The organism is Plantactinospora sp. CNZ321 (assembly GCF_004217235.1).
The window spans coordinates 2,943,433-2,963,973 of sequence record NZ_SHKQ01000001.1 but is presented as its reverse complement, the minus strand read 5'-3'; the positions used below and the strand labels follow the sequence as shown (position 1 = coordinate 2,963,973).

Genomic DNA, 20,541 nt, shown 5'->3' with positions numbered 1-20,541 from the left:
TATGATGTCGGCGTCGACAATGGACACCATCCGTGATGGTGTCGTCGCGGCAAGCAGGGACGCTGGTGGAAGACAGCGCTCCCGTGTAGCCTGCACAAAAGTCTGGCACCGACCCCTCAGTCTGGCATCGAACCCCTCGCTCGGCCGCCGGGGAGCCGTTTGAAGGGAGCGTTCCCGATGACTACGGCGTACGGCCCGACCGTGGGTCGCCGCAAGCTCCGCTCGGCGATCCGGCGGGCCCGGGAAGCCGCCGGGTTCACCCAGGAGCAGGTGGCCGCCGCGATGGACTGGTCGCTGTCCAAGCTGATCCGCATAGAGGCCGGATACGTCTCGATTTCCACCAACGACGTCAAGGCGTTGCTCAATTACTATCAGGTGCGCGATCCGGAACAGGTCGCCGAACTGGTGCAACTGGCCCGGGTGTCCCGGCAGCGCACCTGGTGGTCACAATATCGTGACGCACTGCCACCCGCTTATTACTCGTATATCGGGCTGGAGGCGGAGTCCTCGGAACTCTATTTCTACCAGTCCGTCGGCATGCCGGGACTGCTCCAGACAGAGGCGTACGCGCAGGCGGTCCTCCGGACGGCAATTCCCAAACTGGACGATCCCGAGGAGGCGCGGGCCTCGGTCGCGTTACGGTTGCGCCGCCAGCAGGAAATGCTCGCCCGCGCCGAGCCGCCGAACATTGTCGTGGTATTCGACGAGGCTGCGCTGCACCGGCAGACCGGCGGTCCGGCGGTCATCCGCGAACAGCTCCTGCATCTGGTCGACCTCGCCGACTCGGGCCGGATCACCGTCCAGGTGCTGCCGTTCACCTCCACCGTCTACACCCCGCTCGGGCAGTTCGTGATCCTGCGCTTCGCCGGGGAGGACGCCGACGTCGTCTATCTGGAGAGCACCGGCCTCGAGGACGTACTCGACGAGCCCGAGGCGGTGACCGCGCACCTGCGGACCTTCATGGGGCTCCGCGAGGCGGCCCTGACCCCTGCCGACTCGCTGCGCCGGATCTCGGAGATCGTCGCCGGCCTGGCCGGCTGACCACCCAGGTGCCGGCCTGGCCGGCTGACCACCCAAGTACCGGCCTGGCCGGCTGACCACTCCCGTGCCGGCCCTCTGAGCGGGGCCGGACGGGTGGCCGGCGCCCGGGTGGCACCGCCGGACCGGTCGAGGGTCCGGCGGGACCACGCCGTGGGCCCACTCGTCTAGGACATCGGCTCGTACGGGGTGTCCGAGGCCGGCGGGAACGCCAACCCACCCAGCCGGGCGGCCTCCCGGGCCCGGATCAGCGCCCGGGTCACCTGGCCGAACTGCCGCTCGTGGTCGGAGCTGAACAGCAGCACCGTCTCCCCCCGGTACCGCCCCCACAGCTCGTACGCCGGTGGCCGCCACCGGTGGCCCACCAGGGCGAGTCCGACCGGCACGAAGGCGGCGAGCCCGAGCCCGGCGTACGTGGCGGCGGGGAGCCGGTAGAGGTCACCGGTGTAGCCCAGTGCGACTCCGATGCCGACCAGCACCGCGGCGGTGACCATCACCGCGCGCAGCGTCAGCCGGTCGTGCGGCCCCCGAGCGGTCTGTAGGTGGGTGAGTTCGGAGATCGAGAACCTGCGACCGGCGACGATGAACACCTCGCTGGTGATCCGTACGCCGGGTTGCCGGTAGAGGTCGACGGGGCGGTGACGGGAGAGTCCAGATACCTCAAATGACGCGTCTGGCAGGGGGACGGGAGGGCGAGTAGGCTCCATTCTTGCCTCCAACGGCTCCTGAGGCGGGCTGGCCTGGAAGGTTCCTGAAGATCGGCATCTGGTGGCAGCCGGGTGCCGATCGTCCTGCGGGCGATCTGCGGCGCGCGTGACGGTCCGGACCTACGGCTGGTTCGTCGCACGCGACCTCGCCCCCTGTTGGCGACTACGCCGAGTACCTGCTCTGTGTCAGACCCGCCGGGTACCTGCCGTGCCGGACCCCGGAGAGCCTTCGGCTCCTTGCATTCATTGTGCGAAGGGCACACCAGCAAGTGGAAGGTACGCAGACAGCCACCTGGCAGATTTCCAGGCGGCAGCCGAGCTACCCGTAGCCCTCTGCCCGGTTGAGTGATGATTTGCCCCTACTCAGGCCGAGCCGCCATCCGCCAAGACCGACCTATCGGGCGACGAGCCGAGGTGGCCGGAGAACGCCTTCCCGACCAGCCGCTATCACGTCTGGAGCAGGGATCGGTACCGTTCGTGATCACGACATTCGGGTTATCGCTCATGACTGCCGCATCTCGTGCACCGGCCACTGTCGGTAATGCCGGAGCCAGGCTACGTTGAACCGGCTGGGCCGGTCGTCAGTCATCCTCCGGGTGGCGCCGGGTCCGGTGCCGCCGCACAGCGCTCGCGGTGGCGTAAGGCCGCCGCACACGGCGCTCACGGTGGCGAAAGCCGCCACACAGAGCGCTCGCGGTGGCGCAACCAGGAAGGGTTCTGCACACGTTGTCTTCGGTGCGGATCCTGCTGCGTACCCTCGTCGTGGCCGGACTGTCGGCGGCGCTACTCGCCCCGATGTCGGTGGCCCGGGCCGAACCGTCGGTCAGCGAGCTCACGCAGCGGATCAACAAGGCCTCCGCCGAACTGGAGAAGGTCGTCGAGTCGTACAACAAGCTCAACGAGGAGATCAAGGAGAGCAAGGCCGCCGCGGCCACGCTGAGCGCCCGGATCGAACCGCTGCGGCAGCAGGCGGACCAGAGCCGGGCCGAGGTGGCCGAGCTCGCCAACCGGGCGTACAAGCTCGGTGGCTTGAGCACGGCGAGCGCCCTGCTGAACCGGGGCGACGGCAGCAGCCTGGTGAGCCGGCTCGGTGCACTGGAGCAGTTGGCCCGGGAGCGGGAGCGGCAGATCGCCGGGTTCGACGCGACACAGCGCCAGTACATCGAGGAGAAGGCCCGGCTCGACGCCACGCTGGCCCGGCAGACCGCGCAGGCGAAGCAACTGGCCGCCGGCAAGAAGCGGATCGAGGGAGAGCTGGCCAAGCTCTACGAGATGCGCCGCGAGGCGTACGGATCGGCGACGTCGTCCGGCAGCAGGTACACCGGGCGCGTCCCGGCGGTCTCCGGCAAGGCCGGCGTGGCTGTCCGGTACGCCTACGACGCCATCGGCAAACCGTACGTCTGGGCGGCAGAGGGCCCGAACGGCTACGACTGTTCCGGACTGACCCTGGCCGCCTGGCGGGCCGCCGGCAAGTCACTGCCGCACAACGCGGCGATGCAGTGGGACAAGGTGGCACACATCAGCCGTGGCGAGCTGAAACCGGGCGACCTCGTCTTCTACAGTGGACTCGGCCACGTCGCCCTCTTCGTCGGCAGCGGCAAGGTGATCCACGCACCACGGGTCGGCGAGACCGTCAAGCTGGCCAGCGTCGACATGATGAGCCCGTACGGCTACGGACGCGTCCGCTAGTCGGACCCGGGTCGATCGCGCGCCGGACCGGTCGGTCCGGCGCGCGATCGCCTTTCCCGACCCGTACGCCCCCCGTCGGCCGGGCACGCCGGGGGCCGTGCCGTCCCGGCCGGGCGCTAACCTGCCGGGGTGACTCCGTCGGAGGCCAGGAACCTCGCCGCTGTGGTGCTCGACCGCCTCGCACCGCACCTGCCCGGGATCGCCTCGACCGGTGACCCGGGACCGGTCCGCCGACTCTACGACCTGGTGGCGGGGCGGCTACGCACCCTCGACGAGTTGGATGCGCTGGCCGACCTGCTCCGGGAACCCCGAAACAACTCGCTGGTCAAACGCCTGTTGAGCACCGCCGCGACCGAGGATCAGGGGTACGCGGCCGAGCTGGCCGCCGCCGTCGAAGCCCTGCCGTCCGCCCCCACCGGGCCGGTACCGGCGGATCGGACGGCCAGCGCCGCAGCGGCCCGGGAGCCGGCCGGGGTGGCGGCGGACGCCGTACCGGGATCGGGCGGTGCGCGACGGCCGCGCCGCTACGGTCCCTGGATCGCGCTCGGGGCGGTCGTCGTGCTGCTGGTGGTGGGCGGCCTGGTCGTCCGCGCGGTGCTCGACGGGCTCGGCGACGCCGGCGGGCTGACCGCCGACTCGACCTGCGAGGAGTACCAGCAGGCCCCGCCCGAGGAACGGGTCGCGGCGATCCGGCAGATCGGGCTGGCCAAGGGGATCTCCGGAGTGGACAGCCCGCTGGTGATGACGGCGGTGGACCAGCTCTGCGACGCTACCCCGTCGGCGCGGATCGGCGACCTGGTCGCCCGTTTCGACGGCTGAGCCCGCTGCGGGGACCGGAACGACCTACGAGAGGTTGACCTGCCGTGACCGGTGCTGGAGGCCGCCGGCCAGTACGCCGCCGATCAGGAGTCCCAGCCCGAGGGTATGACAGATGGTCAGCACAATGCTGACGCCCGCCCTGATCATGTCGAACTCCGTCGGAGAGGGATCACCGGCCAGCAACGTGGGGATCGACGCCAGCCACGCCGTATCTGCCACGATTCCGATCAGAAGCACGCTGCAACCCGCGACGGCGAGTCCTTTGGCCAGGCGGGAGAGCTGATCGCGACGGACTGCCACCAGGACGAGACCGACCACCAGCACCAGCAGGACGGGTAGCTGAAACACGCCCTGCGTGAGAACCCATCCGGTCATATTGGACACTGCGCCTCCACTAGTCGCACGACGAGACAGACGCTATCTGGCACGGTCAAGCACGTCTGCGGTCCTCCGGCGCGGTTTGGGCGAGACCGGTGAGGAAGGCCCCCCAGGCGGTCGGCGGGAACCGGAGTACCGGACCGGCCGTGTCCTTCGAGTCACGTACGGCGACGCCGGTGCCGAGCCGGGCCACCTCGACGCAGTTGCCGCCCTCGCCCCCGGATCGGCTGCTCTTTTGCCAGGTCAGCATGCTTTCGTCCGGCCACATCCGCTCCGGCCCTCCCTCACGTCCAGAAGGCCGCCGTCTCCCTGAGCAGCCGCGCCGATTCTTTCCGCGACAACGCTGCCGCAACCAGGTGGTCGAAGGCAAGCGCGAAGGAGGCGATCTGGGCCGGCTCGTCGATGTAGAGCGCACCGGTCCGGTGTTCGGTGTAGACCAGACCCGGATCGGTGGGCTCCGGAAAGCCGAGGATCGCGAACGGCCGGCCGAACGCGGTGTACGCCGGACTGCTGAACTGGACCACCCGCAGCTCCACGTGGGAGCGTTCGGCCAGCACCGCCAGGTGCCCGAGCTGGTCACGCATGACCGCCGCGTCGCCGACCCGGCAGCGCAGTACCGCCTCGCCGAGCACCACCCGCAGCCGCATCGGGTCGTGCTCGTGCAGCCGACGTTGCCGGGCCAGCCGCAGCTCCACCTGGCGGGTCAGTTCCTCGGCCGGCGCGAGCGGCTGGGTGGCCCGGATCAGCGCGGCGGCGTACGCCTCGGTCTGCAGCAGGCCGGGCACCAGATGGGTCTCCACGGTGCGGATCTCGGTCGCCTCGGACTCCAGGCCGACGTACACCTCGAACCAGTCCGGGATCGCCCCGCCGTAGGTGACCCACCAGCCGCGCTGGGTCGACTGCTTGGCCAGGGTCGCCAGCACCTCGCGGGTACGCTCGTCTGCCACCCGGTAGATGTCGAGCAGGGCCAGGACGTCGCGGGTCCGGGTGGAGTGCTTGCCCGCCTCGATCCGGGAGATCTTCGCGTCGGAGCACTTCATCCGCTGTGCGACCTGAAGCAGGGTGAGCTGTTCCCGCTCGCGCAGGCGGCGCAGCTCGATGCCGAGCCGGCGACGCCGGGCGGTCGGACTGATCGGCACGGAGTCCTCCCCGGATTGCTCCCGTCGGCTCTGGGCGCCACCGTCTGCCGACAGCACCTTCCGACGCGAGCGGAACTCACTGTCGTGATGCCGATCACCCTAGTGGTTGTCGGTGGTACGGCGCTCCGCAGACACCCCGGAATCCCGGGTACGACGGTGAGCGGCCGGCGCCCCCGTGGGGACGCCGGCCGCTCACCGATTCGTCGAAGTCTCCGACCGTTCGTCGAGGTCCCCGACCGCCGCGTGCCGGGCCGGTCGCTCAGGCCGCCTGGAGTCCCTCGGCCCGGGCCAGCTCGCGCAGCCGCCCCAACGCCTGGATCTCCAGCTGCCGGATCCGCTCCCGGGAGAGCGAGAAGCGGGACGCGACCTCGGTCAGCGAGTGCTCGCGGCCGTCCTCCAGGCCGTACCGGGCCCGCATGATCCCGGCCGACCGGTCGTCGAGGTGGTTCAACAGGCCCTCGATGCGCTGCCGCTCCAGGCCGGTCAGCACGATCTCCTCCGGCGACGGAGCGTCGCTGTCCGCGACGAGGTCGCCGAGGTTGGTGTCCCCGTCGTCGCCGACCGGAGTGTCCAGCGAGACGGTGTCCTGCGACCAGCGGACCAGCTCGTGCACCCGCTCCACCGGCACGCCCAGCGCCGCCGCGATCTGCTCCGGCTCCGGGTCGGTGCCCAGCTCACGGGTGAGCTGGCGGGCCACGTTGCGCATCCGGTTGACGTCCTCGACCAGGTGCACGGGGAGCCGTACGGTGCGTTCCTGCTGGGCGATCGCCCGGCTGATCGCCTGGCGGATCCACCAGGTCGCGTACGTCGAGAACTTGTAGCCCCGCTCGTAGTCGAACTTCTCGACCGCCCGGACCAGGCCGGTGTTGCCCTCCTGGATCAGGTCCAGCATGGGCATCCCGGAGCGGACGTACCGGCGGGCGATGGAGACGACCAGCCGGAGGTTGGCCCGGATGAAGAGGTCCTTCGCCCGCTCCCCCTCGACCACCAGCCGCTCCATCTCCGCGAGGCTGACGCCGACCGGGAGCTTCCCCTGGTCGATCAGGTGCTCAGCGTAGAGGCCAGCCTCGATGGCCTTGGAGAGGTCGACCTCGGCGGCGGCGTCGAGCAGCGGTGTGCGGGAGATCTCGTGCAGGTACACGCCGACCAGGTCGCGCTCCTCGGCGACCTCGTCGGTTCGCATCACGATCTTCTTCTCCACGTTCCCCACGGTCCCCTCGTCGTTCCTCCCGGTGGCCCGGGTTTCTGCTCCTGCCATCCCCACGTTCATCAGCCCTCCCCGTAACTTCCGCTGTGCCCCGCGGTGCTGACACCTACACAACAGTTGAGACGCGTCAGGGATTCCATCTGGTGAGTCGAAAGTGTCACGAACGCCTGAGTAGTTGCTGAAAGCCCGATCGACGTTTGCTGTCAGTCGTCCCGATCAGGGTCTGTCGGAGCCGGCGATACCGCAGCTACGGGGCCTTGCGACGGCTCTGCACCAACTATCGGATCATCGTCATACAACGACGCACAGCGATCTACGTCACCAGGTTGCTGCGATCCTCGTCACGCTTCGATATATACGCACGGCGCGGCCGGCCGGTTCATCCGCCACCGAAGGGTTACCCCTCCGTCTGCGCAACAATCCGGAGCCCGGAGATAGTCCCGCGCCGGTACGTCCGGTCTCCGACGCTCCCCGCACCACATCCGCCCGCCGGGCCGGACAGGGCCGAGGCGGGACGGATGGGACGGTGGGATACCGGAATACCGGGCGTCAGCCGGTCAGCAGGGCGATCGCGCCGCGTACCTGGTTGGCCGAGCGGTCCAACGCGGCCCGGGCGTCGGCGACGGCCGCACCGGACAGCAGTGCCACCAGGGCGGCCTTCAGGTCGCCCTCAGCCTCGGTAAGCGCACGCTGCGCAACCTCCTCGGGACAGTCCGTCGCCTCCACGAGGATCGAGATCATTCGTCCCCGCAGTTTCGCGTTGGTGGCGACCATGTCGATCATCAGGTTTGAGTAGACCCGCCCCAACCGCACCATCACGGCGGTGGAAAACCCGTTCAGCACCAGTTTCTGGGCGGTCGCGGCCTTCATCCGCGTCGAGCCGGTGATCACCTCCGGGCCGGTCTCCACCCCGATGAACACCGTCACCGACCGGGCCGCCCTGGCGCCCGGATCGGCACAGACCAGCACGGTGTCCGCACCCAGGTCGGTCGCCGCGCGCAGGGCCCCGAGCACGTACGGGGTACGCCCGCTGGCGGCCAGACCGACCACGAGATCTCCGGGGTGTACGCAGCCGCGCGCCTCCTCGGCCCCGCCGTCCTCGTCGTCCTCGGCATCCTCCACGGCCCGCCACATCGCGTCCGGCCCACCCGCCAGGTGGGCGCAGAACCAACGGTCCGGGGCGTTGAAGGTGGGCGCCAGTTCGGCGGCGTCGAGCACGCCGAGCCGGCCCGAGGTACCCGCGCCGAAGTAGTGCACCCGCCGGCCGGCCCGCAGCGCCGTCACGGCCAACTCGACCGCCACCGCGATCTCGTCCAGCACCTTCGACACCGCCGCCGGTACCCGCCGGTCGTCCTCGTTGATCACCTTCAGCACGTCCCGGACGGACATCAGGTCCAGGTCGAGACTGCGCGGATTGCGCAACTCGGTCGGGGAACTGACCCGGACCACCGCGCGCGGCTCCCGTTCCCGTCCCCCGGCCAGGCCTGCCGTCGGCCCGGGTTCTCCGGGCCGACCGCCGTCCTCCGACCGGTGACCCGGCTCGGTCGGCGGGTAAGAGGACCCCGCGTCGGGATCCTGACGCGGGGTGGTGGCGGGTAGCGCACCGGGCTCGACCCGTCCGGCCGTCATGTCCGCCCCCCCGCACCTCGACCACCGCCGAGCCCGTGACTCATACCCCCGCCGCCTCGCCGCGTACGGTGCCGCTCCGCGACACCGTCGCGCCGGACCGGCCGGCCCGCCCGCTTCTCATGCCCGTCTCCCCTTGACCCGGTGCGGCCGTACCGCTTCGGCGGTGACCTCTAGTGCCTTCTTTGCTCTGGCCCGGTTACGCGCGGCGACCCCCACGAAGAGGCAGTCGACCACCGTCAACTGGGCGAGCCGGCTCGCCATCGCGCCCGACCGGTACGTCGTCTCCCGGGCAGCCGTGGTGAGCACGTAGTCCGCGACGTCGGTGATCGGCGACCGGGGGAAGTTGGTCAGCGCGACCGTGGTCGCCCCCCGGGCCCGCGCCTGCTCCAGCACCTCGATCGCGTCCAGCGTGGTGCCGGTGTGCGAGATCCCCATCGCGACGTCCCCCTTGCCGAGCAGGGCCGCCGAGGTGAGCGCGGTGTGCACGTCGGGGAAGTAGAACGCGGTCCGGCCGATCCGGTGCAGTTTCTGCTGGAAGTCGGAGGCGACGAACCCGCTCGCCGCGGCGCCGTAGATGTCGACCCGACCGGCACCGTTGATCGCCTCGACCACCTGCTCGCAGACGGCCGCGTCGAGCTGCTCCGCGGTCTCCTCGACCGCTCGGGCGTCGCTGAAGGCGATGGTCGCGATGATCTGGGCCAGGTCGGCGCCGGGCGGGATGTCACCGCCGACGACCCGGGCGTCCGGCGGCTCCACCCGGCGGGCCGCCTCGGCGGCGAGCCGGATCCGCAGTTGCGGGTAGCCGTCCATGCCGACCGACCGGCAGAACCGGATGACAGTGGCCTCGGAGGTCTCGGCGGCGGTCGCCAGGTCTGTGATGGTGCGACGGGCGGCGTCCGCGGGATCCGCGACCACGAGCCTGGCAACCCGTTGTTCGGCGGGCGACAGGGACGGGAGCAGGCCGCTGATATGGACAATCAGCCCACCCGTCTCGTGACTCGCAGAAACCTTCGCAGTCTTCACCACGGATGAAACTTACTTTCACGAAGGCGTGAGCGTCAACCGTGACGCGCTACACCTGCGAAAGTACGCCCAACCGGTGGGAAACTGCGGCCGGTCAGCCCAGCCGAGCGTGCCATTCCCCCCACACCTTCGTCCTGGCAGGGTCACCGAGCCCGCAACGCCGGACGGCGTCCGGGTGAATAGTCATCCATCGATAGGCTACCGAAGCACTCCGGCGACAGGCCGGAAACGGCGGAAACCGGCGCCGGACGACCATCGGGCCGCATTCAGCGTACGTCAGGGTCCGGGTCCGGCCGGACGGCGAACCGGAACCGGTGCGGTCCCGGGCCCCGGTTCGCCGACGTCCAGATCGGATCGCCCGCCCCCGAGTGGATCGTCCGGCGCGGCTCCTCGGCGGTGCCGCCGGACGCGCCCGGTGTTGCCGATAGCGTTGCGGGCATGGCAGATCGCACTGTGTTCATCAGCGGCGGGGCGGGCGGGCTCGGCGGGGCGGTCACCGCCGCGTTCGTCGCCGCCGGGTGGCGGGTGGTCGTACCGGTCCGGCCGCACGGCGGGACCGAGCCGGCCACCGGCGGGACGGAGCTGGCCACCGCCACCGGCGGGACGGAGCCGGCCACCGCCACCGGCGGGAGGGGCGCCGGGCCGCTCCGGGTACCGGCGGACCTGACCGACCCCGAACAGGTGGCGGCAGCGGTCGAGGCGGCCGGCGGTGACGCCGGGGCGCCGCTGCGGGCGGTGGTGAACCTGGCCGGCGGGTTCGCGGCCGGCGGACTGGTGCACGAGACGCCGGTAGCCGACTTCGACCAGATGATCGTCCGCAACCTGCGCCCGACCCACCTGGTCACCCGGGCCGCCCTGCCCTACCTGCTGGCGGCCGGCGGCGGGTCGGTGGTCTGCGTCTCCTCCCGTGCGGCGGTCGCGCCGTTTCCCGGCGCCGCCGGCTACGTCACCGGGAAGGCGGCGGTGATCGCCTTCTCCTCGGCGGTCGCCGTGGAATACCGGCAGTCGGGCGTGCGGTGCAACACGGTGTTGCCGAGCGTCATCGACACGCCGGCCAACCGGGCGGCGCAACCCAACGCGGACCACTCGCGCTGGGTGGACCCGGCGGAGATCGCCGGGGTGATCCGTTTCCTGGCCAGCGACGAGTCGGCGCCGACCAGCGGTGCGACGATACCGGTGTACGGCCGGGCCTGAGCGATCCGGCCCGGGCCGGCTCCGCCTCGTCCGGCCCGGACGACCGGGTGGTGGGATCCGGCGCATCCACCTTCGATGCAGCCGGGGCGGGTGCCGGGGCCGGAGTCAGGGCTGCCGGAGCCGACGCGGCGCCGGCGGGCGCGGCGTCTGCCGGCGCGGTGCCGGCGGGCGCGGGATCGGCGGGCGCGGGATCGGCGGGCGCGGGATCGGCGGGCGCGGGATCGGCGGGCGCGGGATCGGCGGGCGCGGGATCGGCGGGCGCGGGATCGGCGGGCGCGGGATCGGCGGGCGCGGGATCGGCGGGCGCGGGATCGGCGGGCGCGGCGTCCGGTGGCAGCCAGCCCCGGACAGCGGCCCGGATCGCCCGGGTCACCTCGTCCGGAGAACGGTTGGCGTCCACCACCACGAATCCGGCGAACTCCGGCAGCGAGCGGTACGCCGTCGCCCCGGCGGTCAGGTACGTGATGTTCTCGTGGTCGGTGCCCCGCGCCTCGATCCGCCGGTACGCCTCACCGGGGTCCACCGCTAGCAGCAGGGTGACGTCCGGCGGCGGGAAGACCCGGTACAGCAGCCGGGCGATGCTCTCCCAGCGGCGCCCTCCACCGTGCGCGCGGATGCTGGCGTACTGGCAGACCGAGTAGCGGTCCATCACGGCGACCCGGCGGCGGAGCCGGGAACGGATCAGCGCCCGCGCGATGGCCAGCCAGCGCAGTGCCGACTCGGCCAGCAGCATCCCGTCCCGCCCCAGCAGGCGCTGGGCGTCCCGCCGGCCAAGTGTGCGGGCGAGTCGGCCGAACCACCGCCGTCCGCCGGCGTTCTGCCAGTACGTCGCCGGGATGCCGGCTGCGGTCAACGCGTCCGCCAGCCGGTGTGCCTGGGTGGTCTTGCCCGAGCCGTCGATTCCGACCAGGGCCACGGCCCGCAGTCGTCCCCCGTGCCGCCGCTGGAACAGAGTTCGGGCCACGCTCAGCAACGGTACTCGGCGCGCGCAGCCCCCCACGCCGGCCAAACGCACCCGCCGCTGCCCCGACCCGCCCGGGACGCGCCGTTCCGGCCGGCGCGTCCCGGGCGTGGCCGGCACCCGCGCTCCGTGCCGGTGCGTCCGGTTCCGGGCCCCGGGCCGGCACCGCCGGATCCCGACCAGGTGTGAAGGAACGAAGTGCCGGGTACCGGTAAATCTCCACCACATTGACCAGATGCCCGCTCGCCACCGACCTGGGAGACCCGATGGATCACAACGGCGACGAGACCCTTCTTGCCACCCTCAAGCGGGTCGCCGCCGTCCTCAAGCAGTCCGAGATCCCCTTCGCGCTGGGCGGCAGCTTCGCGGTGTACGCGCACGGCGGCCACTCCAGCGACCACGACGTCGACTTCCTCATCCGGGAGCAGGACGTCGAACGCGCCCTGGAGGCGCTCGTCGAGGCCGGCTTCACCGCCGAGCGCCCGCCGGAGGACTGGCTGGTCAAGGTCTGGGACAACGACCGGATGGTCGATCTGATCCACCGGCCGATCGAGACCCCGGTCACCGACGAGACCTTCCGGGACACCGTGGTACGCCCGGTCGACGCCATCCACATGCCGGTGCTGTCGGCGACCCACCTGATGGTGCACAAGCTGCTGAGCTTCTCGCAGCACTACTGCGACTTCGCCCGCGGCCTGCCGCTGGCCCGCTCGCTCCGGGAACAGATCGACTGGGAGCGGGTACGCAAGGAGACGGTGCACTCCCCGTACGCGGAGGCGTTCCTGGTGCTGCTTGACCGGCTGGACGTGGTGCCCTACGCGCCGACCGGTGAGCAGCCGCGCTACTCCTCGGGCGCGGCGGAGAGGGTGATGACCGGTATGGACGAGCGCAGCGAGGTGGCGACATGAACCAGCACGGCCCGGGTGGTGCCGAACCGCCCGACGACTATCTGGAAGCGGCGATCCAGCGCCTGCTCACCGAGCGGAGCGAGATCGCCGAGCAGGGCATCACGGTGACCCGCCGGGGCCACGCCGTGGTGCTCTGCGGCGAGGTGGCGAGCGCGCAGCGACGCGAGGAGATCCTCCGGCTGGTGCTGGAGCACTTTCCCGAGGTACCGGTGACGGTCGACATCGGACTGATCCGTGTCCAGGCACCGACCGAGGTGGAGGAACTCCGGTGAGGGAGGCGACGACATGGTGATCCGGATCGCGGCAGTCGGCGACGTGCACCTGGACCAGGACGTGGTCGGCCGGTTCCGGCCGGCCCTGGAGCAGTTGCCCGAGCGCGCCGACGTCCTGCTGCTGGCCGGTGACCTGACCAGGCACGGCACCGAGTCCGAGGCCCGCTGCGTGGCGACCGAGTTCGGCAACCTCGGCGTACCGGTGGTCGCGGTGCTCGGCAACCACGACCACCACTGCGACGAGGTGCCGGCGGTGATCCGGATACTGGAGGACGCCGGCATCCTGGTGCTGGAGGGCACCAACGTGGTGCTGGAGTGCTCCGGGGTGCGACTCGGGATCGCCGGTGCGAAGGGCTTCGGCGGCGGCTTCGCCGGCCGGTGCGCAAGCGAGTTCGGCGAACCCGAGATGAAGTCCTTCGTCCGGACCACCAGCGACATCGCCGAGCAGCTCGGCGAGGCGTTGCGCGAGATGGACTGCGACGTGCGGGTGGCGCTGACCCACTACGCGCCGGTACCCGACACGCTGGCCGGGGAGCCGCTGGAGATCTATCCGTTCCTCGGCTCGTACCTGCTCGGTCAGGCCATCGACTCGGCGCCGACCGAACTGGCCCTGCACGGGCACGCGCACGCCGGCAGCGAGCGGGGCACCACCCCGGGCGGGGTGCGGGTCCGTAACGTCGCGCACCCGGTGATCAAGCAGGCGTACAGTGTGTTCCACCTGCACCCGCCGTACGCCGGGGCCACTGCGGGCAAGGTTTCCGCGCTCACTGCCGGGGGTAGTTCCTGAGTCATGGAACTACTGCTCTGGATCCTCGCGGTTGTACTGGTGGTCGCCGGTGTGCTGGCACTGTTCCGGCGGCAGCTCCTCTGGGGCATCGTGCTCATCGTCGTCGGACTGCTGGTCGGTCCTGGCGGCGTCAGCCTCTTCAATTGACGCGTGGCCGACGTTGGCGCAGCGCCGGCTTCGGGTCGCTGAAGAATCCCTGTCCCTACTGAGAGTTCCCAACAGGCAAGTGAGAACCCCCAACAGGCAAGCCGGGGCCACCATGCCCGGGGCGTTCATCCTCCCCCTGGATGCCCCGGGCACGGTGCCCCGGCCATCTGTCTGTCCGGGCTACCGACGGCCGATGCCCGGCAGCGTGGTGGTACGCCCGGCATTCAGCAGCGCGGTACGCCCGGGATGAAGCCGTCGTAGCCGGTCAGGACGTACGCGTCGGAGACGAATCGGCCGGCCCCGATCCGGTCCCAGATGTTGCTGGTGCCGTAGGTGCCGGTCACCGTCGTACCCGTGGTCTGGCACTGGATGGTGACCCGGGCGCCGTCGGCGACCGTGCCGACCGCGGAGTAGCCGGTGCCCGGGCCGGAGCGGACGGTCAGCGGGCTGCCCGCGGTGTTCACCGTGCCGGAGCCAGCGCCGCCGGAGCAGCCGTTGTCGCTGGTGTAGGTGCGGGTGCCCCAGTAGAGCGCCAACGCGCCGTTGAACCGCACCTGGATGTCGGAGCCGTTGAGGCGCTGCTCGTAGTGCAGGTGCGGGCCGGTGGAGCCACCGGTGGAGCCGACGTACCCGATCACGGTCCCGTAGCCGACGCTCCGTCCGACGGCGGTGTTGAAGCTGCTCAGGTGGGCGTAGTAGGTCGTGTAACCGGCACCGTGGTTGATCCGGACGTACTTCCCGTAGCTGGTGTCGCCGAGATTGGCGACGACGTCGACGGTGCCGGGTGCGCTGGCCACCACCGGGTCGCCCTGGTCGTCGGTCCGGTTGAAGTCGACGGCGTACGCCGGGCTGTGGTTGGTCCGGGTCTGCCCCGACCAGGACTGGCCGCATCGGAACGGCACCTTGAAGGTGGGTGCGGCGGCGGCCGGCGGGGCCGCCACCAGCACGGCGGCGGCCAGCAGCAGGCCGGCACCGAGGGAGGTGGACAGGCGGAAGCGCACGATGACCTCCATGGTGGTGAAAGTTTTCTATCTATGGATTGAGCGTGGCAGAAAACTTCAGCCAGCGGAAGAGTGGAACCCGGCGCCGGACGGGCGTACCGGCCGGGCCGATCCGGTATACCTGGACGACATGGCCTCGCCGACGTACCTGAGAAGCATGCCGCTGCACGCCGTGACCGAGGTCTACGGCGAGGCCGGCCTGCGGGACCGGTTCCGGCTGGAGGCGGAGCACTTCGCCCCGGCCGAGCGGGCCCGGCTGGCGGCGGCGCTGGACCTCGCCGGCACGCTGCACCGCGACGACCGCCGGGTACGCGAGCCATACCTCAATCACCTGCTCCGGGTGGCCATCCGGATCATCTGCTACTACTCCGTGACCGACGTCGACGTGATCGTGGCGGCGCTGCTGCACGACGCGGTGGAGGACCATCCGGCGGAACTCGCCGGCCTGCCCGCCGGCACGGCCGGGCCGGCGGCCACCCGGGCGGCGCTGGCGGAGGTGGCCCGGCGGTTCAACCCCCGGATCGCCCGGCTGGTCGCGGCGGTCACCAATCCGGAGTACGACCCGGCCCGCGACCGGGACGAGCAGTACCACGCGCACCTGGCGAGGAGCCTGGACCGGGAACCGTGGGCCCGGGTGATCAAGGTGTCCGACTTCACCGACAACGGCGTGGGGATCATCCACACCACGGGCGAGAAGGTGCACCGCTCGGCGCGGAAGTACCGCCCCCTGGTGCCGCTCTTCCGTGACCTGATCACCCGGCCGGACACCCCGCTGGGCGCCGAGGCGCGGGCGCACATCCTCGGCCAGCTCGACCTCGCCGAGCAGCGCTTCGCCGCGATCCTCGACGAGCCCGGGGCCGTCCCGGCGGTGCCGGCGGCCGAGTAACCGGCCCTCGCCGCCCGGCGGGCCGGTACCGGGTTTCCGAATCGTTACGGCCTCGTGGCTCCACGGGGCTGGACGATCATGGCTGCAAGCGCTTACATGTGGTGACGCCCACAGGCCGGCCCGGTTGCCCACACAGGCAACCGGCACGCCGGCACGAAAGGAGGACGGCATGGCGGTCCAGTCCAGACCACGCCAGGCCTTCGCGATCGCCAGTGTGTTGGCCTTGGCACTTGGCGCCACCGCCTGTTCCGGCGACAGTGACAGCGGGCTCGACCCCGACTCCGCCGAGTGCGCGCCGTACTCGGCCTACCAGGGGCACGACGGCGAGAGCGTTTCCATCTACGCGTCGATCCGGGACGCCGAGGCCGACCTGCTGCGGCAGTCGTGGAAGCAGTTCGAGGACTGCACCGGCATCGAGATCAAGTACGACGGCAGCGGCGAGTTCGAGGCCCAGCTCCAGGTCCAGGTGGACGGCGGCAACCCGCCCGACCTGGCCTTCATCCCGCAGCCCGGGCTGCTCGCCCGGTTCGCCGAGGCGAACAAGCTCAAGCCGATGACGGCGGAGCAGAAGAGCCTGGCCGAGGCGAACTACCCAGCCGACTGGCTCAAGTACGCCACCGTCGGCGGGCAGCTCTACGGCACGCCGCTCGGCGCGAACGTGAAGTCCTTCGTCTGGTACTCGCCCAAGGCGTTCGCCGAGAAGGGCTACCAGGTGCCGACCACCTGGCAGCAGCTGATGGAGCTCAGCGACAAGATCGCGGCGACGGACCAGAAGCCGTGGTGCGTCGGGCTGGAGTCGGGCGACGCCACCGGATGGCCGGCGACCGACTGGATCGAGGACCTGATGCTGCGTACGCAGCCGCCGGAGGTCTACGACCAGTGGACCACCCACGCCATCCCGTTCAACGACCCGCGGGTGGTGCAGGCGGTCGAGCAGGCCGGCCAGGTCCTCAAGAACCCCAAGTACGTCAACGGCGGCTACGGTGACGTGAAGAGCCTCACCACCACCCCGTTCCAGGAGGGCGGCCTGCCGATCCTCCAGGGCCAGTGCTCGATGCACCGGCAGGCGAACTTCTACGCCAACTACCTGCCCGAGGGCACCAAGATCGGCCCGGACGGCGACATCTACGCCTTCTACTTCCCGGCGGTCGACCCGGCCAAGGGCAAGCCGGTACTCGGTGGTGGCGAGTTCACCGTGGCCTTCACCGACGGCCCGGCGGTACAGGCCGTCCGGCAGTACCTGATGACCGGCGAGTACGCCAACTCGCGGGCCGGGCTCGGCAACTGGATCTCGCCGAACAACAAGCTCGACGTGAGCAAGGTCGAGCAGGCGGTCGACAAGCTGTCGATGGAGGTCCTGCTCGACAAGAGCGCGGTCTTCCGGTTCGACGGCTCCGACCTGATGCCCGCCGCGGTCGGTGCCGGCACCCTCTGGAAGGGCATGATCGACTGGGTCAACGGCAAGGACACCAAGAGCACCCTCGACTACGTCGAAGGCTCCTGGCCGAAGTGACAACCCCGACGGTCCGGCTCGCTCCGTTGCGAGCCGGACCGTCGGCTATCCGACCGTCGTGGCGTTGGAGGCGCTGATGGATTTCGCCGACGAGGCACCAAAGCTGCTCATGCTGCTCTACGGCCTGATCGCCTTCGCGGTCGTGGTCGGCGGACTGCTCGTGCTGCTCGACGTCGTACCCAACTGGTTCGCCCGGCGCCGCGAGGCGGCGCTGGTCGCGGCCTCGGCGCAGGGCCCGGCGACCGCCGGCGGTCCCCGACCGCGCCGCCGCTCGGTGGTGAACCGCCCGGAGGGCGGGCTCGCGCTCTTCTTCCTGCTGCCCACCCTGGCACTGCTCGCGATCGGCCTGGTCGTACCGGCCGTCCGCACCACCGTGCTGTCCTTCATGGACGGCCGCAGCGACAACTGGGTCGGGCTGGCCAACTACCGGTGGATGTTCGCCCAGGACGAGATCTTCGGCATCCTCACCAACACCCTGATCTGGGTGGTCCTGGTCCCGCTGGTGGCCACCACCGTCGGGCTGGTCTACGCCGTCCTGGTCGACCGGGCCCGGTTCGAGGCGGTGGCCAAGGCACTGATCTTCATGCCGATGGCGATCTCGTTCGTCGGCGCGAGCATCATCTGGAAGTTCGTCTACGCCTACCGCTCCGCCGAGTACGACCAGATCGGCCTACTCAACCAGGTCTGGGTGATGTTCGGCGGCGAGCCCCGGCAGTGGCTCAACGACCCACCGCTGAACACCCTGCTGCTGATCGTGATCATGATCTGGATCCAGGCCGGCTTCGCGATGGTGGTGCTCTCGGCCGCGATCAAGGCGATCCCGAACGACGTCGTCGAGGCGGCCCGGCTGGACGGGGTGAACCCCTGGCAGATGTTCTGGCAGATCACCCTGCCGAGCATCCGGTCGGCCCTGATCGTCGTGGTGGTCACGGTCTCGATCGCCACGCTCAAGGTCTTCGACATCGTCCGCACCACCACCAACGGCAACTTCGACACCGGCGTGATCGCCAACGAGATGTACAACCAGGCGTTCCGGTTCGGTCAGACCGGCCAGGGGTCGGCGCTGGCCGTCGTCCTCTTCGTCCTGGTGATCCCGATCGTGATCTACCAGATCCGCAACCTGCGCAAGCAGCGGGAGGTTTGAGATGACCACCACCACTCCTCCCGCGCTGGCCGATACGCAGTCCGCGGCGGCACCGCCGGCCACCCGGGTCGGCCGGATCCGCCGCCGGCTCAACAGTCCGTACGCCACCGCCGCCTCGATCCTGATCGCGGTGCTCTGGACGGTGCCCACCTTCGGGTTGTTCGTCTCGTCGTTCCGGCCCGAGGACGAGATCAAGAGCACCGGCTGGTGGACCGCCTTCACCAACCCGCAGTTCACCCTGGAGAACTACCAGCAGGTGCTCTTCGGCCGGTCGGCGATCTCCGGGCAGCTCGCCGGCTACTTCGTCAACTCGCTGGTGATCACGATCCCGTCGGTGCTCTTCCCGCTCGCCTTCGCCGCGCTGGCCGCGTACGCGCTGGCCTGGATCAACTTCAAGGGACGGGACTGGATCTACATCGGCATCTTCGCGTTGCAGATCGTGCCGTTGCAGATGGCGCTGGTCCCGCTGCTCAGCTTCTTCTCCGAGGGGGTCAGCCTGGGCAGCGTCGAGCTGATGCCGGCGTGGAACCTCGACGACGAGGAGAAGTTCCTCCAGGTCTGGTTCGCACACACCTGCTTCGCCCTGCCGATCGCCGTCTTCCTGCTGCACAACTTCATCTCGCAGCTCCCGAAGGACCTGATGGAGGCGGCCCGGGTGGACGGCGCCACCCATCCGAAGATCTTCCGTTCCATCGTGCTGCCGCTGATCCTGCCGGCGCTGGCGGCGTTCGGCATCTTCCAGTTCCTCTGGGTCTGGAACGACCTGCTGGTCGCACTGATCTTCGCCGGTGGCGGCAGCGAGACCGCACCGCTGACCGTACGCCTCGCCGAGTTGGCCGGTACCCGGGCCAACGAGTGGCAGCGGCTCACCTCCGGCGCGTTCGTCTCGATCGTCGTACCCCTGATCGTGTTCCTGTCTCTCCAGCGCTACTTCGTGCGTGGCCTGCTCGCTGGCGGCGTCAAGGGCTGACCGCCCTCGCGGGCCGACGGCCGTCGGGCGGCGCACCGCCCGGCGGCCGGGTCCCGGGCCGGAGCAGCCGTGGCCGGCGGCACGGCCGGATCAGGATGTCACCGTGACCACCATCGACGACGTGGCCCGGCTGGCCGGGGTCTCCACCGCCACCGTCTCGCGGGCGCTGCGCGGACTGCCGACGGTCTCCGAGGCGACCCGGATCCGGGTACTGCTCGCCGCCGAGCAACTCGACTACACCGTGTCGCCCAGCGCATCCCGGCTGGCCGGCGGCAAGACCGGCACCGTCGCCGTGATCGTCCCCCGGATCACCCCCTGGTTCGTCGGTGCCGTGGTGGAGGCCGCCGAGGAGGTCCTGCACGCCGCCGGCTACGACCTGCTGCTCTACACCATCGGCGGCCGGGAGCGGGCCCGGACGCGCCTGCTGCACAAGTCCAACCTGCCCAACCGGGTGGACGCGGCGATGCTGGTCGCGACGCCGTTGCCCACCGCCGACCTGGTCACGATCGCCAACCTGGCGCTGCCCGGGGTCACGGTCAGCTCCGGGGCGGCGGTGCCAGGGTGGCCGAGCATCCGGATCGACGACCAGGCGGCCGGCCGGGCCGCCACCGAGCACCTGCTGAGCCTCGGGCACCGGCGGATCGCCTGCGTCTGGGGAGACCCCGACGAACTCGTCCACCCGGCCCACCTACAGCGGCACCGCGGCTACCGGGAGGCCCTCGGTGCCGCCGGGATCGACCCCGACCCCCGGCTCGGCATCGCGGCTCCGGCGGACGCCGACGGTGGCCGGTCGGCCGCCGAGCAACTGATCGCCCGGGGCGAGCTGCCGACGGCGATCTTCGCGAGCTGTGACGAGATGGCGATGGCCGTGCTGAACACGCTGCGGGCCGCCGGGGTACGGGTGCCGCAGCAGGTCAGCGTGATCGGCGTCGACGACCACACCCTGGCCGGCGCGTTCGGCCTGACCACCGTGGCCCAGCCCGCGACCGAGCAGGGCCGGCTCGCCGCCGGTACGCTGCTGGGTCCGCTGGCCGGTCTGTCCCGGACCGGAGAGGAACCCGAGCCGGTGATCCTGCCCACCCGGCTCGTCGTACGCGATTCGACCGGCCCGCCCCGGGAAAAGTGACTT

21 protein-coding genes and 2 pseudogenes are annotated in these 20,541 nt (G+C 70.7%); 13 read left to right on the top strand and 10 right to left on the bottom strand.

Annotation, left to right across the window (positions count from 1 at the left end; genetic code table 11):
* The first annotated feature begins 177 nt into the window (after positions 1–177).
* Complete coding sequence (locus tag EV371_RS13265) at positions 178–1,041, top strand: Scr1 family TA system antitoxin-like transcriptional regulator (protein WP_130462311.1); 864 nt, start codon at positions 178–180, stop codon at positions 1,039–1,041.
* Positions 1,042–1,205: 164 nt separating this feature from the next.
* Here the strand turns inward: EV371_RS13265 and EV371_RS13260 are convergent, their stop codons facing one another.
* Positions 1,206–1,745 (bottom strand): DUF6232 family protein, encoded by a 540-nt coding sequence (locus tag EV371_RS13260; RefSeq protein ID WP_486484596.1) that lies wholly within the window; start codon positions 1,743–1,745, stop codon positions 1,206–1,208.
* Between the two features lie 726 nt (positions 1,746–2,471).
* Between EV371_RS13260 and EV371_RS13255 the strand changes: the two genes are divergently transcribed.
* Both EV371_RS13255 and EV371_RS13250 read left to right on the top strand, forming a co-directional pair.
* On the top strand, positions 2,472–3,434 hold the full coding sequence (locus EV371_RS13255; RefSeq protein WP_130462310.1) for a C40 family peptidase: 963 nt from the start codon (positions 2,472–2,474) through the stop codon (positions 3,432–3,434).
* Between the two features lie 129 nt (positions 3,435–3,563).
* Positions 3,564–4,253, top strand: a complete 690-nt coding sequence (locus tag EV371_RS13250; RefSeq protein WP_130462309.1) for a hypothetical protein — start codon at positions 3,564–3,566, stop codon at positions 4,251–4,253.
* 24 nt (positions 4,254–4,277) lie between these two features.
* On the opposite strand, the gene EV371_RS13245 is transcribed toward EV371_RS13250, so the two are convergent.
* From EV371_RS13245 to EV371_RS33385, 7 genes are all read right to left on the bottom strand, one after another.
* A complete protein-coding gene (locus EV371_RS13245; protein ID WP_130462308.1) occupies positions 4,278–4,637 on the bottom strand; it encodes a hypothetical protein in 360 nt (119 codons plus the stop codon).
* Positions 4,638–4,683: 46 nt separating this feature from the next.
* Entirely contained in the window at positions 4,684–4,881 is a 198-nt protein-coding gene (locus EV371_RS13240) for a DUF397 domain-containing protein (protein ID WP_349338184.1), read from the bottom strand.
* Between the two features lie 34 nt (positions 4,882–4,915).
* Entirely contained in the window at positions 4,916–5,770 is an 855-nt protein-coding gene (locus tag EV371_RS13235) for a Scr1 family TA system antitoxin-like transcriptional regulator (RefSeq protein WP_165436676.1), read from the bottom strand.
* A 259-nt stretch (positions 5,771–6,029) separates the two neighbouring features.
* Positions 6,030–7,028, bottom strand: coding sequence for a sigma-70 family RNA polymerase sigma factor (locus EV371_RS13230; RefSeq protein ID WP_349338182.1), 999 nt, complete (start codon positions 7,026–7,028; stop codon positions 6,030–6,032).
* A gap of 498 nt (positions 7,029–7,526) precedes the next feature.
* A complete protein-coding gene (locus tag EV371_RS13225) occupies positions 7,527–8,426 on the bottom strand; it encodes an N-acetylmuramic acid 6-phosphate etherase (RefSeq protein ID WP_486484595.1) in 900 nt (299 codons plus the stop codon).
* 297 nt (positions 8,427–8,723) lie between these two features.
* Complete coding sequence (locus EV371_RS13220; protein WP_130462303.1) at positions 8,724–9,632, bottom strand: SIS domain-containing protein; 909 nt, start codon at positions 9,630–9,632, stop codon at positions 8,724–8,726.
* Positions 9,633–9,895: 263 nt separating this feature from the next.
* Positions 9,896–10,069 carry a hypothetical protein gene (locus tag EV371_RS33385; protein WP_165436675.1) on the bottom strand — a complete coding sequence of 58 codons (174 nt, stop codon included), beginning with the start codon at positions 10,067–10,069 and terminating at the stop codon, positions 9,896–9,898.
* On the opposite strand from EV371_RS33385, the gene EV371_RS13215 reads away from it, so the two are divergent.
* Positions 10,068–10,823, top strand: a complete 756-nt coding sequence (locus tag EV371_RS13215) for an SDR family oxidoreductase (RefSeq protein WP_130462302.1) — start codon at positions 10,068–10,070, stop codon at positions 10,821–10,823. The two genes, EV371_RS33385 and EV371_RS13215, sit on opposite strands and share 2 nt — an antisense overlap.
* Positions 10,824–11,139: 316 nt before the next feature.
* Here EV371_RS13215 and EV371_RS13210 read toward each other — a convergent pair.
* Positions 11,140–11,787 (bottom strand): annotated as a pseudogene (locus EV371_RS13210) (dTMP kinase); the annotation flags it as partial.
* Between the two features lie 263 nt (positions 11,788–12,050).
* Between EV371_RS13210 and EV371_RS13205 the strand changes: the two are divergent.
* The 4 genes and pseudogenes from EV371_RS13205 to EV371_RS33380 all read left to right on the top strand — a co-directional run.
* Positions 12,051–12,617: pseudogene (locus tag EV371_RS13205) on the top strand (nucleotidyltransferase); the annotation flags it as partial.
* A 71-nt stretch (positions 12,618–12,688) separates the two neighbouring features.
* Positions 12,689–12,964, top strand: coding sequence for a hypothetical protein (locus EV371_RS13200; RefSeq protein ID WP_130462300.1), 276 nt, complete (start codon positions 12,689–12,691; stop codon positions 12,962–12,964).
* Between the two features lie 13 nt (positions 12,965–12,977).
* On the top strand, positions 12,978–13,751 hold the full coding sequence (locus EV371_RS13195; protein ID WP_130462299.1) for a metallophosphoesterase: 774 nt from the start codon (positions 12,978–12,980) through the stop codon (positions 13,749–13,751).
* A gap of 3 nt (positions 13,752–13,754) precedes the next feature.
* The gene (locus EV371_RS33380; protein WP_165436674.1) at positions 13,755–13,898 is read left to right on the top strand and encodes a GPGG-motif small membrane protein; all 144 of its coding nucleotides are present in this window, start codon (positions 13,755–13,757) and stop codon (positions 13,896–13,898) included.
* A gap of 224 nt (positions 13,899–14,122) precedes the next feature.
* Here EV371_RS33380 and EV371_RS13190 read toward each other — a convergent pair whose 3' ends face one another.
* Complete coding sequence (locus tag EV371_RS13190; protein WP_486484594.1) at positions 14,123–14,899, bottom strand: M23 family metallopeptidase; 777 nt, start codon at positions 14,897–14,899, stop codon at positions 14,123–14,125.
* A gap of 130 nt (positions 14,900–15,029) precedes the next feature.
* Between EV371_RS13190 and EV371_RS13185 the strand changes: the two genes are divergently transcribed.
* The 5 genes from EV371_RS13185 to EV371_RS13165 all read left to right on the top strand — a co-directional run bounded on the left by EV371_RS13185 (position 15,030) and on the right by EV371_RS13165 (position 20,538).
* Positions 15,030–15,785 carry an HD domain-containing protein gene (locus EV371_RS13185; RefSeq protein ID WP_130465872.1) on the top strand — a complete coding sequence of 252 codons (756 nt, stop codon included), beginning with the start codon at positions 15,030–15,032 and terminating at the stop codon, positions 15,783–15,785.
* Positions 15,786–15,954: 169 nt separating this feature from the next.
* Entirely contained in the window at positions 15,955–17,298 is a 1,344-nt protein-coding gene (locus tag EV371_RS13180; protein WP_130462297.1) for an ABC transporter substrate-binding protein, read from the top strand.
* A 76-nt stretch (positions 17,299–17,374) separates the two neighbouring features.
* Positions 17,375–18,442, top strand: a complete 1,068-nt coding sequence (locus EV371_RS13175; protein WP_130465871.1) for a carbohydrate ABC transporter permease — start codon at positions 17,375–17,377, stop codon at positions 18,440–18,442.
* A gap of 1 nt (position 18,443) precedes the next feature.
* The gene (locus tag EV371_RS13170) at positions 18,444–19,412 is read left to right on the top strand and encodes an ABC transporter permease subunit (protein ID WP_130462296.1); all 969 of its coding nucleotides are present in this window, start codon (positions 18,444–18,446) and stop codon (positions 19,410–19,412) included.
* 103 nt (positions 19,413–19,515) lie between these two features.
* Positions 19,516–20,538, top strand: coding sequence for a LacI family DNA-binding transcriptional regulator (locus tag EV371_RS13165; protein WP_130462295.1), 1,023 nt, complete (start codon positions 19,516–19,518; stop codon positions 20,536–20,538).
* Positions 20,539–20,541 lie beyond the last annotated feature (3 nt).

Coding starts and splice junctions, on each gene's coding strand:
- EV371_RS33380 (WP_165436674.1), top strand. CDS start 13,755: ATGGAACTACTGCTCTGGATCCTCGCGGTTGTACTGGTGGTCGCCGGT.
- EV371_RS13175 (WP_130465871.1), top strand. CDS start 17,375: ATGGATTTCGCCGACGAGGCACCAAAGCTGCTCATGCTGCTCTACGGC.
- EV371_RS13260 (WP_486484596.1), bottom strand. CDS start 1,745: ATGGAGCCTACTCGCCCTCCCGTCCCCCTGCCAGACGCGTCATTTGAG.
- EV371_RS13180 (WP_130462297.1), top strand. CDS start 15,955: ATGGCGGTCCAGTCCAGACCACGCCAGGCCTTCGCGATCGCCAGTGTG.
- EV371_RS13200 (WP_130462300.1), top strand. CDS start 12,689: ATGAACCAGCACGGCCCGGGTGGTGCCGAACCGCCCGACGACTATCTG.
- EV371_RS13195 (WP_130462299.1), top strand. CDS start 12,978: ATGGTGATCCGGATCGCGGCAGTCGGCGACGTGCACCTGGACCAGGAC.
- EV371_RS13265 (WP_130462311.1), top strand. CDS start 178: ATGACTACGGCGTACGGCCCGACCGTGGGTCGCCGCAAGCTCCGCTCG.
- EV371_RS13230 (WP_349338182.1), bottom strand. CDS start 7,028: ATGGCAGGAGCAGAAACCCGGGCCACCGGGAGGAACGACGAGGGGACC.
- EV371_RS13170 (WP_130462296.1), top strand. CDS start 18,444: ATGACCACCACCACTCCTCCCGCGCTGGCCGATACGCAGTCCGCGGCG.
- EV371_RS33385 (WP_165436675.1), bottom strand. CDS start 10,069: ATGCCCGCAACGCTATCGGCAACACCGGGCGCGTCCGGCGGCACCGCC.
- EV371_RS13185 (WP_130465872.1), top strand. CDS start 15,030: ATGGCCTCGCCGACGTACCTGAGAAGCATGCCGCTGCACGCCGTGACC.
- EV371_RS13215 (WP_130462302.1), top strand. CDS start 10,068: ATGGCAGATCGCACTGTGTTCATCAGCGGCGGGGCGGGCGGGCTCGGC.
- EV371_RS13240 (WP_349338184.1), bottom strand. CDS start 4,881: ATGCTGACCTGGCAAAAGAGCAGCCGATCCGGGGGCGAGGGCGGCAAC.